The sequence below is a fragment of the Streptomyces sp. JLBJ103 genome, from assembly GCF_058215575.1.
On sequence record NZ_CM177089.1, the window covers coordinates 6339310 to 6352675 of the forward strand.

Sequence of the window (13366 nt, forward strand, 5' to 3'; positions counted from 1 at the left end):
CGCGTGCCCCTACGCCCCGGCGTGCAGCAGGGCCGCCCAGCGCCATGGCTCACCGGGCCGAGCCTCCCGCATCCGCCGGGTCACCGTATGCAGGGCCAGCGCCCCGGGCAGCCGGTCCGGGGCGTCCAGCGCGCCGTCCAGCGCACCGTGGAAACCGGCGGCCACCTCGGCCGCCACCTCGTCGCCGATCTCCCACAAGGTGGCGACCGCCTGCGCGTACCCGGCCAGCTGGAAGGCGGAGGCCACATGGATCGCCTCGTCCGCCAGCCGGGCGCCGCCGCGCGCCGTGCCACAGGCCGAGAGATACGCCAGCTCCGCCCCGTCCAGTTGCAGCGCGCTGATGGCGGTCAGGCTCAACGGCCCGTCGTGGAGCAGCAGATGACCGGCGGCCGGATCGGCCGGATCACTGCCCGCATGACAGGCGAAGTGCGCCACCGCGGCCCCGGGCAGCGCCGCGAGCACCGCCTCCCGGGTGGCCGCGGGCCCCACCAGCGGCACCGCGCCCGCCATCCGCGCGGCGAGGGCGCCCGCCTCGTCCACCGTGCGCGGCAGCGGGGCGTGGCCGGGCGTCGTGGGCATCGCCACCGCCAGGGTGGCGCGCCGCGCCGCCACCGCCTGGGCACGGCTGTGCAGCAGGGCGCGCAGGGTCGGGGTGTATGACGAGACCGCCCGGTCCAGCACCGAGTCCCCGGGCCGGCTGTGATGGCCCGCGGCGTGCAGCGGCAGGGAGTTGAGCGGCCCGCTCGGCGACCACCACAGCCGGGGCCAGGGCCCGTCCGGTGGTGGGGGACCGGTCAACCCCAGGGCGTCCAGCACCGGTTCGGCCAGGACGTCCCACAGCCAGCCCAGCGTCTCGCCGACCACCTGCCGGGCCTGGCCGGTCAGCAGTCCGTCCCCGCCGTATGTGAGCACCGCGATCGCCTCGTGGAACGCGTCCGCCTGCTCGATCAGCTCCCCGGCGCGCAGCTCGGGCAGCGCGACCGGCACCAGCCCGTCCGGGCGCAGCACCAGGGCGTCACAGCGGCGCGGGTTGACGTTCACACTGACCACCGGACCCTCGGCGGCGGCCGGGAGCAGATCCGTCAGCCCCAGCGGCAGCGGCAGCAGAAAGCGCTCGAAACCGGGCAGCTCCAGCAACCGGTCCATCAACTCCTTCCACTGCCCGGCGAGATCCCGGTACTCGGCCATGTCCTCCGGGCGCGGCAGCCGCCCGTAGGCCCCCCGTGCCTGGAGGGCCTGCACCCGCTCGCGCAGCTCCACCAGGCGTGCGGCGAGAGCGGCGTCGGTCCGGCGCAGGTGCTCCAGCTCCCGCCGGGCGTTGAGCGCGTTGGACAGCATGTGGGCCCGGCCGTCCTCCAGCGCCTCCAGGGCGCCGGGCGCGTCCCGGTAACCCAGGGCGTCGGCAGCGGAGTTGGAGGCCAGCCGGGCGACACCGCTGCTCGGCTGATCGCCCTCCGCCGCCCGAGTCCCCTGGGTGAGCGCGCTGTGCTGCAACCGGCTGGACACCGCGGAGCCCCATGGCATCAGCAGGAACGGCAGATACGGATCGGCGGCGGGCAGGGTGTCCAGCACCCGGCGGGCCAGCTCGCACGCCTCCTGGTAGTCCGCCTCGTCGTGGTCGAGCTGGTAATGGTCGAACAGCGCATGGGCCAGGGCCCTCTGGGCCTGTGAGTACGCCGGGTCGTCCACCGGCAGGGTGGCCAGCCGCCGCCGTCCCTGCCGGATGGCGTCCCCGGTGCGGGCCAGCGCCTCGAAGGGCGACTGCTGGGCGTAGGCCAGCATCACGAACGACTCCATATGGTCGGGATCCAGACCCATCCGGGCCATCATCGCCGGGATTCCGCCCTCCGCCTCCGTCATCATCGGCGCCAGCTCGGCCAGCCCCGCCACCCAAGCGTCACGCGACATCTCCTCGCCGCCGTACTGGTGCCGTGCCAGCAGCAGCGCGTGGCGGCTGAACGTCAGCAGCACCCGGTCCCGGTGGTCCTCGGGCACCTCCCGCAGCACCCGCTCATGGATTTCCAGCAGCGCGTCGAGATCGGTGGTGTCCGCGGGCCCGAAGACCGGGGACGGGGTCTCCTCGGCCCCCTCCAGATACTCCCGCATCGCCTCCTCGCGTTCGCCCGGGGGCAGATGGCTGAACTGTGCCTCCAGCGTCTCCATCGCCTTGATGTGCACCTCCGCCATCCCCACCTCGTCGGGGTAGCGCATCAGGGTCGTCGCGAAGTCCATCAGCTGTGCGCTGCGGCTGTCGCCACCGCCGGCCGCCATGCCCAGCAGCTTGGCGACGACCGCCATCGGATGGCGGCTGTTGCCGGAGTCCTCGGCGCCGTCGGAACCTTGGCGGGGGACCATCGACGAGACAAAGCCGTCCAGCACCTCCAGATGCTCCCGGGTCCGCGGATCGCGCCGCTCCCGGACCCGGCTGGGGGCCCGCAGCATGGTCGCCCGGGTGAACCCCTCCATCGCACGGGCCTGTTCCTCGCTGCCGTCCGGCAGTCCGGCCACCGCCTGCTCCAGCTGTGCGATGGCCTCGTCGAGGAGGGCCGTGTCCACATCGCCGGGGCGCTCCGCCCCGGACTCCGCCCACATCAGCAGCCCGGCCCCGAGGTCCGCGCGCATCTGCGGAAGGTTCTCGTCCACCTCGGTGGCGGTGGCCACCGCCGTCCGCAGCAGCTCGACCGACTCGCCCAGCAGCGGCCGGTCCCGGGTCAGCATCGCCCGGCAACGCAGGGCCAGCGCCAGCCCGTTGGCGCAGCGCGCGTGGTTGAGATGGGCGCGCGGAGTGGTGGCGAACGCCTCGCGCAGCACCTCGATCGCCGTCTCCAGTTCCGGCATCGGGGGCGGATCCTCGCCCTGGTGCGCCAGCAGGTCGTTCAGCACCAGCGCGTAGCCGAGGTTGCACAGCACCAGGGGACGGGACGGATGGCCCGGCGGTAGCGCCCGCTCCGCGTCCCGCAGCAGCCGTGCCCCCACCCGCCCGGCCTGCCGCTCACGCTGCCGCACCAGCCGCATCACCAGCAGCATGCCCAGATTGCCCATGGCCTCCGCATGCGCACGGACCAGCTCCTGCCCGGCGGGCCGCACCGACGGGGAGAGCCCCCGGGTGAACGAGGCGCGCACCGCGTCCGGGAGCGCCTCCACCTGGCTCATGTAGAACGGCATGAGCAGGACCACCGCCAGCGCCCAGGACTCCCGGCCCTCCTCCCCGGGCAGGGCGGAGCGGAACCAGTGCAACAGCCCCGCCGTGTACAGCACCTGGGCGTCCACACCCCGCGGGGTGGCCAGGAACGCCAGCAGCTCGTCGGCCTCCTCCCCGGCCCGCGGCGCATGCGCTCCCGAGAGATCGCCGCTACGGACCGCCAGGTCCAGCCGGGACTGCACGGCGGCGAGAAGCCGGTCACGCATCGTTCCCCCCTCCGACGGCCGCGGGCCGCCGCGCCCCCGGCCGCCCATGGTTCATATGCCCTTGCGGAACCGCTCGGTGACCGCCGCCCCGCGGCCCGGCCGGATCGGCCGCAACTCCTCGTCGAACCGGTCCAGCAGTTCGTCCAGATGCACATCCACCGCGGCCTCCACCAGCTCCGCGTACGCCTCGGCCGTCTCCCGCGCCCGCCGCCGGCAGACCACCGCCGCGCCCAGGCCCACCACCGCGGACGGCCACCACAGCACCCCCAGCGCCCCGTACAGCGCCGCCCAACCGCCCAGCGCGCCCGCCTCGTCGAAGCCCTGTCTGCTGTCGGTCAGCGGCTGCCGGGTGGTGTCCGGCAGCAGCAGCCACAGCCGGGGCCAGGCGGCGGTCAGATCCAGCGCGTACTGGTCCCGCACCCGGGTGGCCGGGGCCGCCAGCCGGTCCCCGGTCCAGGTGGGCCGACGGGGCTCGGTGAGCGCCACCGCGTTGCGCAGCGCGGCCAGTTCACCCAGTCGGTGCGCGTCCTCACCCGCCTCCCGGGCCGCCTCGTACGCCGCGTCGTGCCGCCGCCAGGCCGCGACCCGCCGGGCCGTCAGCCGCCGGGCCAGCGGGCGCAGAAAGAACGGCCAGCGCCCGGACAGCAGCGACGTCACCGGCCCGCCCAGCGCCCGCGCCACCAGCGCGACCGCCACCGACACCGCCACCACGCCGATCACCAGCATCACGGTCCGCGCCGACCCCGCCGCCTGCTGGTTCGCCCCGCCCACCGCCGCGAACTCGCCGAGCGTGCGCCACAGCAGCCGGGTGTCCGACCACCGCCGCTGGCCCAGCGCCGACGCCACCGCCAGGGCGGAGGTGAACAGCAGCCCTGGCAGGATCACCTGGGTCGCCCAGCGCTCCGCGACCTTCCGGCCGAACTCGGAGAGGAACCCGCTCACCATGGAGCACGCTCACCGGTCGGCGACAAAGCGCAGGGCCTGGTCATGGATACCGCACGCGGGCAGCTCCGAGGAGGCCGTACGCTCCTCCGCGCGCGGGCAGGTGCCCAGCGGGCAGAGGTACACGCCGGTGACCTGTGCGGGCCGGTCCTCCTCCACGGGCGGCGGCAGTGTGGCGCGGGACGGGCCCGCCGGCACCGGTGGCACCGGCTCGGTGCTGTCCATCCCCAGCCCGGCCAGGAGTTCGCCGACCGGTTGGCCGCGCCGCGCCGCCAGCACCACCTGTTCCACCGTCGCCCGCCGGGTCCGCGAGGCCGGGCCCCGCAGCATGGCCCGGAGCCGGGGCAGCGCCGCGCAGAACGCGGCCAGCGCCTGCCGCTCGGAGAGCTCGGACCGCCAGGACCGTTCGGAAGGCTCGGAACGTTCGGATTCGCTCGTCACGGAGGTGATCCTATGCGTGAACTCACCGTGATCAACATGTCGTTGGCACCACCCGATACCTCGCATCCGCCGTCTTCGCGGTGTTCTTCTTCCCCGCCGCCGTCAGCACCCCGCGGCACCAGGCGGTCACGGTGCGGCCGTCCTCCGTGATCCGCACGGCGTACGCCACCGGACCGCCCCGCCGCGCCGCCGCCCGGTCCTCGGGCGGCTCGATCGTCCAGCGGGCGCCGACCCGGCCGTGCGGCCCGACCTCGCGCGGCGCACGGCCCACCGGAACCGCCCGCCAGCCGGTGGGCAGCACGGGAGGGCGGACATCCACGGCCAGTTCGCGGGCCGCGGTGTTCGCCACGCGCAGCCGCTCACCGTCGGCCGAGGGGCGCAGCCGTACGATCGACGACGACCGCCCCCACACCCGCAGCGAGCGCAGCCGGTCGTCGCCACCGTCGCGCGAATGCAGTACCCACACCCGCACCGCCGTCACCTCGACCGGACGCTTGAGCACCGTCGACCACTTGTTGAGACGGGCCGGATGGTCCTCGTCCAGATCGAACCGCCGGCTTCCGCGCGGCGGACTGACCCAGCGTGTTCCGACGCGGTAGTCGACCAGGCTGACCGGGCCGGTGTTCCGCCACTCCTCGTCAACGCGGCTGATCCGTACCGGCGTTCCGAAGTGCAGCACCCACTGGTCCTCGGCGTTGGGACTGCCCTTGGTCGACCACACCTCCCCGGCGTGACCGTCCTGCGCCATCGCCGGGGAGGTGCCCGGGGCGGAGTAGGTCGCCAGCGCCAGGGGCCAGTGCGCGCCCGGGGTGTACGCGGCCAGGTCCACGTCATGGACCGAATCCGCCAGCGGATGCCGCCAGGCGTCGTAACGCCCCGGCAGCCCGAAGAACCACGTCGGCGGCAGCACCCCCGCCACCAGCAGCGACAGCGCCAGCGGCAACGCCAGCAGCCCCGCCAGATGCGCCGTCACCAGCCCGCCGCGCGCCGTCCGCATGCCCCCGGCCGCCGCGCCCTCGCGCCCGCCGGGCACCCAGCCGTCGGCCCGCCGCCGGGCGGAGTGGCGGGCGCTCTCGAGCAGGGTGCGGCGCGTCCGGCCGCGCCGCTCACCGGCGGCCAGCAGCGCCGCCAGCGGCCGTCGTACGGCCCCGGGCACCGCGTGCCGGATCCGCCGCCACCGCCACTCGGCCGCACGCGCCCGCCGCTCCCGCAGCGCCAGCCGCTCGGCGGCGGTACGGCGACGGCGAACGGCCCTTCCGCGGAACGCGGAACGTACCGCGGAGCCGGGAAGACGGCGGCGGCGCGCGACCCGTATCCCGGCGGCCCACAGCAGCAGTTCGCCCAGTGGGGTCGCGGCGTCGTCGTCGGAGCTCTCAGCCGTTGGGCCGCCATCGGTCAGATACCGGACGCGGCCCCCGAACCGCTCGACCGTACGCACCAGATTGCCGCCGCCCGAACGCTCCAGCCAGCCGCGGACCGCGTCGCCCGGCCCCGCCGCCTCCGGCAGATCGGCGCCGATCCTGGTCCGCCGCACCGCCTGGGACTTCGTCAGCACCACGGCGATCCGCCGGGGCCGCCGCCGGGCCGGGAGCGTGGCGACAACATGCAGCACCCGTTCCACCGCCCGCGACGGGTCCTGCGACGAGACCGGCACCCGGTCCACGGCCTCCCGCTCGCCCTCGCCCAGCGAACGCCGTACCGACGGCAGCGCCAGCGCGTCCACCACGAGGACCAGCCCGTCGGCGCGCCGCAGACAGCCGAGCGCGTCCACCGACTCCTGGCGGCCGAACGCCGGGCCCGGCGGATCGTGGACGACCAGCGGTACGTACGCCCCCCGCAGTCCGGTCAGCGTGGTGGCCTGCGTCGCGACCGGCTCGGGGCGCAGCACGCCGCCGAGCGCCGCCACCCGCTCCCGCGCCTGTGCCAGCGCGCGGTAACGGACCACGCTCCGACCGGAGTCGGGGCCTCCGGCCAGCACCACGGCCCGCGTCCGCGCCCGGTCCCGCCCCGCGCGGCGCGGCAGCGGCCGGGCGCAGGACGGACAGGACGTCTCCAGACGGCGTGCCCCGAACACCGGCGACGCGGGCAGCCGGGCCCCGCAGCGGCAGACATGGCGCAGCGCCCCGTACCGGTTCGGCACCAGCCGCCGGTGGCCCGCCCCGCAGGCCGGACACCGGTGCACCGGCAGCGCCACCGGCCGTCCGCACTCCGGATGCGGGCACACCGCGCCCCGGTCGCGCCGCCATCTCCCGGCCCGGTCCACGGCCGCGAGGGGCGCCCACCACACCACCGTCCGGAGGGTGGACGCCACCGCCCACACCACGAACTGGACCACCGCCGCCAGCAGACACAGCACCGCCGCGAGCAGCACAACGGGCAGAACGCCGAGCAGGAACACCGGATAGCCGAGTCCGACACAGGCCGTGCGGGTCCGGTCGGGCTCGCCCTCGGACCTGAGGTACGTCGTCCGGGCGCCCGCACGGGCCGCCGGGAGCACCTTCCGCCAGTCCTCCCAGGTGGCCCGGTACAGCCGTAGAAGATCGCGAGGGGCCGGGCCGTGGAGATACGCCCGGTACGCGGGCTCGTCCGCGTCGCCACCGGGGCGGTGGGTGCTCGGCGCGTGCGCGGAGCGGGTGGCGGGCAGCACCCGTGAACCGGTCAGGGAGAGCCGTCGGAAGGGCACCCCGAGGGCGAACAGCCCACCGGTCCGCCCGTACACCGGGCGCCCCAGCGTCCCCCACAGGATCACCAGATGACGCCCCAGCAGAAGCAGGAACAGCGCGGGCAGATTGAGGAACAGCACCCCGGCCACCGCGATGGCTTGCGCGGGCAGGATGATCAGCGGCACCGGCTCACCCCTCGCTCCGCCACAGCACACGCCGCAGCAGACGTCCGGGGGAGCTGTCCTCAGCCGGCTCCACGGGCTCGGGCGGCGGCTCCGCGGGTACGGGGACGGCCAGTTCGCGGACGGCCGCGCAGGTCTCCTCCTCGCCGAGCAGCCCCTGTTTGTACAGCCGCAGCACTCGCAGCGCGGCCTCGTGCCGCCGCCCGGGGTGCGCCCCGGTGCCCGTCAGCCACACCCGCACCGCGGTGCGCGGCGCCTGCGCCCACGGCTCGCCGCCCTCGGCCACCCCCAGGGGATCGGGCGGGCGCCGGGTCAGCGCCGCGCACACCTGGGGGGTGAGGGCCGCTTCCCCTAGCGCCGTGGAGCCCTCCAACGCCCGCAGCACCCCGGCCAGTACCGCCCTGCGGTAGGCGTCGGCGAGGGTGGTGCCCGGTGGTCGCGCCGGGCGGGGCGGGACCGCTGGTGGCGGTGCGGGCCGGGGATCCGGCGGCAGCAGTGCGGCGAGGGCGTCGCCGAACGGCTCGGGGCGGGCCGTCAGCCACTGCTCCGCGCCGTCCCGTACGGCCTCCGGCGCGACGTCCGCCTCGGCCAGCCGCAGCCGCACCACACCGTCCACGAACCGTACGAGCGCCGACCCCGCGCCGTCCGCCGCCGGTGCCGGAGCCGGGTCCGGGAACGCACCGGTCAGCAGGGCCCGTTCGAGGGTGTGGCGGGCGGTGTCCCGGAAGGCGGGGGAGACCGTGAGCAGCCGGGCGGCGAGCGGCGCGTCAAGACCGGCCGGACCGGATGCCAGGGACCGGTGCACCTCCGGCGGTAGGCGGTCGGGGTGCTCCGCGAAGGAGCCGAGCAGTGCGTCGAGCGCGTCCCGCTCCGGCCGTGGGGCGCGCACCGCGTCCCAGGTGCCGCGGGCGAGCGCCACCAGGGCGCATACCGTGGTGAGCCGGCCCGCCCCGTCCGCGGGCGCCGCGGACCAGAGGTCGGCGACGGTGTCGAACACATCGAGGTCGTCCTCGGCCCAGGCGCGGGCGAGCAGCCCGGCGGCCGTACCGTGCGAGGTGCCCCCGGGGACAGGGTCATCCGTCAGGGGCGGATCGAGGTGGAAGACGCCGTGCTCGCCGCCACGACGTTCACCGCCGCAGCGCTCCCACACCTCCGGGACGGTGCCCACCAGCAGCCGGTGGTCGTCGTACGGCCGGTCGGTGTAGGTGATGAACGTCAACTCGGCGGCCAGCGGGGCCGGGAGGGCGTAGGAGACGGCGGTGAGCCAGTCCAGTACGCGGTCGCCGGAGGAGGAGACCAGCACCACCGGACCGGGGGTGTCCCCCTCGGCGTCCGACGGCGTCCGCTCCAGGGCGCTCAGCACCGCCGCGAGGAGCCGTTCCAGCAGCCGCCCGCCCGCCGCGCCGGTCCCGTGGAGCAGCCGCCGGACCCGGTCGGGGCCGACCGTACTGCCCAGGGGCAGTTCACCGATGTCCGGCAGCGGGCGGCCGTCGTCGGCGGCCGGGGCCTCGGCCCACAGCGGGGCGCCCCACAGCTCCACCGGGCGCAGCCCGGTCAGCTCCTCCGGCGCGGCGAGGACGGAGTGGCAGAAGTAGTTGCCCCAGCGGCCCGTGTAGTCCTGGCCGACGCTGCGGACGCGGGTCACCGCGCGGACCTCACCGAGCCGGTCGTACGCGAACGCCACGGGGTGGGAGGCCGGTTCGGCCACCGCGCCCGGCGGCGGGGTGTACGCCATGAGCGGGCGCAGGCCCTCCAGCGTGGCCCGCGAGAGGTCCGCGGACACCGCGGTGAAGCGGAAACCTCCCTGCCGGTCACCGGCACCGGGAGGGGCGGAGGAGTAGTGCGCCTGTCCGGCCACGGCGTCTCACACCCTTCCCCGGTCGAGCATGGCGAACCGGTGCAGCAGCCACATCAGCGGATCCTCCACCCGGTGCGGCCGCACCCCGCCGAGGCCCAGATCGGCGCCGCGCGGTGCGGAACCGAGCATCGACATGGCGAACAGCTGGTAGTCGGCGCAGGACTGGTCAAGACGCAGGTCGAGCTGGCTCTCCCGCCACCCGGCCAGCAGCGCCCGCAGCTCGGTGTGCACGGCGGCACGGTCCTCCGTGTCGAAGACCGGGCCGGGGGTACGGGTGCGGTGCAGCGGGGAGTTGTCGGGCAGCCGGGACCACAGCAGATCCAGCTTGGTCAGCGCCACCGCGACCGGGATCGGCACCTTCCGCCCGCCACCGGGGCCGTGCACCTCGCCGAGGTGGCGCAGCACCCGGGTGAGCACGTCCGCCGACGGTCCGGCGGTCTGCTCGGCGGTGCGGACCGCACCGCCCGCGGCCGGGCCGGGTGTCCCGGACCCGGCCAGGTCCCGCGGGTCGACCAGCACCACCACCGCGTCCGCCTCGGCGAGATAGCGCAGCTGGGTCTCCATCCGGTCGCGGGAGCCGAAGTGTTCCCCCGCGGTGTCCAGGAAGACCAGGGTGAGGGCGGTGTCCCGGCTGGTGCCGAACGCGCCACGGCGGGTGCGGCCGAGCCGGTACACCAGGGGGCGGCCGCCGTCCCGCTCCTGGGTCTTGGGCACGGTCCGGTGGGCGTCGTACAGATGGCGCTCGTAGCGCTCCCGGTAGTCGTCGGTGGTGCGGTCGTCGCACGGCACCAGCGAGGTGCGCAGCTCATCGCCGAGGCGGTGCAGCAACTCGTGCACCAGCACCGCGATATACGTGCTCTTGCCGGAGCTGACCGGCCCGGCGAGGGCCACGATCCGCCCGGGTGACTCCAGATAGCCCTCTGGCAGCCGGTCGCCGCAGGCGTGGCACCGGCGCCGGGTGGTGAGATGTCCGCAGCTGCCGCAGGTCGCTTGGCGGTCCAGCGGATTCGCCGCGGCCAGCCGCTTGTCGTCGGCGCACTCCCGGCCGCCCGTCGTGCAGACGAAGCCGAAGCCGTCGCGGCCCTGGCGCCGGAAGCAGTGCGGACACACCCAGCCGCGCCCGCCCGGCCCGCTGCCCCTGAACCTCATCGGTCGCTCACCCGCTTCAGCCGCTTCAGCCGTTTCACCGTTGTTTCCCTCGTCCCACGCGGAGTTCGCTCGTCGGCGGATCGCGCAGCAGCACCCCGTCGCCGACGGCGAAACAGCGCAGCCAGTAGCCCCGCCCGCCGGGCCCCTTCCCGCCGGGCGCGGGCACGGTCAGCTCCACCGGCCGCCCGGCGGGCAGGTCGACCTCGATCAGCTCGCCGAGCGTCTCGCCGTCCCCGGGCGCCAGCGGCCAGCTCTCGCCGTACGCCCGCACCAGCAGCAGCCGTTCGGCGCGGATCGCGGCGCGGGCGGTGAACACCGCGCGCAGGGTGCGCCGTCCGGGCAGCCCCGACCGGGTCAGCCGGTAGCCGACCTCGACCCGCGCGGGCAGCGAGAGGAGCGAGGGGGCGCCGCCCAGGCGCGGCCCCGCACCGGACGCCACCGCCCGTACCTCGATCTCCACCGCCGCGCCGTCCGCCACTGGGATCCGCGCCCCCGCCTCGTGCAGATACGCGGCGCGGGTGACGGTCCTGCGGCCCGCCGGGGAACCGTCCACCGTCCAGGACACCTCGGCCGTGTCCACCCCGTGCGCGGGCCAGTCGAACGCCACGGACACCTCGCCGCCGAGCCGCCGCGCCTCGATCCGGCCGATCCCGGGCAGCACGTCGACCCGCAGGTGCGGGCCGGTCACCGCCTCGTCCCCGGCCACGGTGACCGCGAGCACCGTGGCACTGCGCGCCGGGGCCGGGAACCGTAGGCCGCCGGGGACCGGCGAGGCGGTCAACGGCCGTGCGGCGGGCCGCAGCCCGGACACCGGCAGTCGGGTCCCGGCGGGCCAGGGCACCGCGCCGTCCAGCAGATACAGCGCCGCGTCCCCGCCGCGCGGCGCGGGGAACCGGGCCACCAGCGCCGCCGGATCGTCCGCCACCGGCTCCATCCGCAGCGCGGTCACCGGCTGCGGCGGGGAGACCGGGGTGGCCGAGAGCCGGACGCCCTCGGTGACGGTCCGCGAGCCGTCCGGGCCGCGGTAGACCACGGCGATGCGATAGCGGTGCGCGGTGCCGTTGCTGAGCCCGCTGTCGGTGAAACCGTCCCGGCGGGCGGTCACCCGGACCCCGCGCCCGCCGCCCCCGTCGCGGGTCACCTCCACCGACTCCGCTCCGGCCGGACACCGCCAGGCGCCGGTGACCGTGGCGTCGCCCACCCGCAGCGTCACGCCCGCCACTTCGGGCCGGTGGTAGACCGGCCCGCAGACGGCGAGCGCCGACGGCGGGGTGCCGGACTCCGCGCCGCGCCGCACCGCCACGCCGTAGTAGAGCGGACGGCCCACGAACAGGGCCGTGCCGTCGGGGGCGAAGGTGTCGCGGAGCGAGGTAGCGCCGGGGGAGTCCGGCCGCAGTACGGTGCCGTCGAGTGCGGAGCGCGGCGGGCGGCCCACCCGCCGTACCACCACGTACTCCGGCTCCCCGGCGGTCGACGGGGTGGGCTCCCACTCCACCAGCACTCCCGCGTCATCGGAGACCGCCACCGAGCGCGGCACCGGACGGGCGGGCAGCGCACGGCGCAGCGGATCCGCGCCGGGCAGATCCGCGGCGATCAGCTCGGCCTCGTCCAGCAGCTCCCAGCCGCGGTCCGGATCGCCGGTGCGCAGCGCGTCGGCCCGGTCGCGCAGCCGCAGCGCCTCGGCCAGCCGCTCCCGGATGTGCGCGGCCAGCGCCGCCGCCTCCTCGGGCAGCGCCCCGTCCGGGAGCCGGTCCAGGACGGCGGCGGCCTGGGCGAGTTGCCCATCGGCGGCCAGTCGGCGCAGCCGCCCGGTGACCGGGTCCCCCGAGCGTTCGTGGAGCACGGCGAAGACCAGCCGCCGGGCGTCGGCCTCGGCGACCGACAGCCCCCTGGCGGCGTGGGCGAGCAGGGTGGCGGCCCCGGCGCGGGCCGCCCGGTGCTCCCGCACCGAGGCGGCCAGTTCGTACACCAGCACCGCGCCAAGGCCCTCCGGACCGCGCTCGCGCAGCACCTGCCGCAGCGCGGTGACCACGCCATGGGCGGCGGTCTGGGCCGTGCTGTGCGGCAGCCGCGCCCAGCGGACCGCCGCCTCGTCCAGCGCCCGTTCACCGGGCGGGGGCTGGGTGAACGGCTCCAGCGGCGCGGACACCCGTCCGCCGGGGCCGTCCGCGGCCAGGAAGTCGGCGAGATGGCGCAGCCGCAGCAGCCCCAACTGCCGGGCGCAGCGCAGATACGCGGGGTGCGCGGCGGTGGGCAGCGCGTCCGGCTCCCTGACCTCGATCCGTACCGTCCGCAGCGCCTCATGCACCCGGGCCTCGGTCACCCCATGCGCAGCGGCCACCTCCTCGACGGTGCCGGGCGCGATCAGGCCCAGTCCGTCGGCGGCCTCCTCCAGGGCGGCCAGCAGCCGACGCCGTCCGTCGCCCTCGTGGCGGTCCTGCTCGGCCAGCGCGGTCCGCAGCGGTTCCAGATCGCCCGCCGCGGCGGCGTCGAACACCCGCTGGTGGACCGGGTGTCCGGCCTCCAGCGCCTCGATCACCGGCCGGTACTTCAGCCGGGACCGGCCGCGCCGCCAGCACGCCCGGACCTCCTTCACCGCCTCGGCGACCGCGGCGGCGGTCAGCGGCTCGTCCAGCTGGTAGCGCCAGCGCAGATCGTCCTTCAGCGGCAGCCCGTGGTCCAGTACCTCACGGCGGTAGCGCGCCTCGTCGAATGCCATGTCT

7 protein-coding genes are annotated in these 13366 nt (G+C 76.1%); all 7 read right to left on the minus strand.

The annotated features are described in order from the left end of the window. Window positions 1-9: 9 nt before the first annotated feature. Genes AC4BEG_RS27975 through AC4BEG_RS28005 form a run of 7 tightly spaced genes read right to left on the minus strand, consistent with a single transcriptional unit; the run spans window position 10 to window position 13362 of the window. Complete coding sequence (locus tag AC4BEG_RS27975) at window positions 10-3408, minus strand: CHAT domain-containing protein (protein WP_490702492.1); 3399 nt, start codon at window positions 3406-3408, stop codon at window positions 10-12. Between the two features lie 51 nt (window positions 3409-3459). Continuing rightward, window positions 3460-4353 (minus strand): hypothetical protein, encoded by an 894-nt coding sequence (locus AC4BEG_RS27980; RefSeq protein ID WP_490702493.1) that lies wholly within the window; start codon window positions 4351-4353, stop codon window positions 3460-3462. Window positions 4354-4362: 9 nt separating this feature from the next. Next, complete coding sequence (locus tag AC4BEG_RS27985) at window positions 4363-4791, minus strand: hypothetical protein (protein ID WP_490702494.1); 429 nt, start codon at window positions 4789-4791, stop codon at window positions 4363-4365. A gap of 31 nt (window positions 4792-4822) precedes the next feature. Beyond that, window positions 4823-7639: a hypothetical protein gene (locus AC4BEG_RS27990; protein ID WP_490702495.1), complete on the minus strand. Its 2817-nt coding sequence runs from the start codon at window positions 7637-7639 to the stop codon at window positions 4823-4825. Window positions 7640-7643: 4 nt separating this feature from the next. Continuing rightward, window positions 7644-9494, minus strand: coding sequence for a GAP1-N2 domain-containing protein (locus AC4BEG_RS27995; RefSeq protein WP_490702496.1), 1851 nt, complete (start codon window positions 9492-9494; stop codon window positions 7644-7646). A gap of 6 nt (window positions 9495-9500) precedes the next feature. Beyond that, on the minus strand, window positions 9501-10643 hold the full coding sequence (locus tag AC4BEG_RS28000; protein WP_490702497.1) for a TRAFAC clade GTPase domain-containing protein: 1143 nt from the start codon (window positions 10641-10643) through the stop codon (window positions 9501-9503). Window positions 10644-10677: 34 nt separating this feature from the next. Next, complete coding sequence (locus AC4BEG_RS28005) at window positions 10678-13362, minus strand: hypothetical protein (RefSeq protein ID WP_490702498.1); 2685 nt, start codon at window positions 13360-13362, stop codon at window positions 10678-10680. Window positions 13363-13366 lie beyond the last annotated feature (4 nt).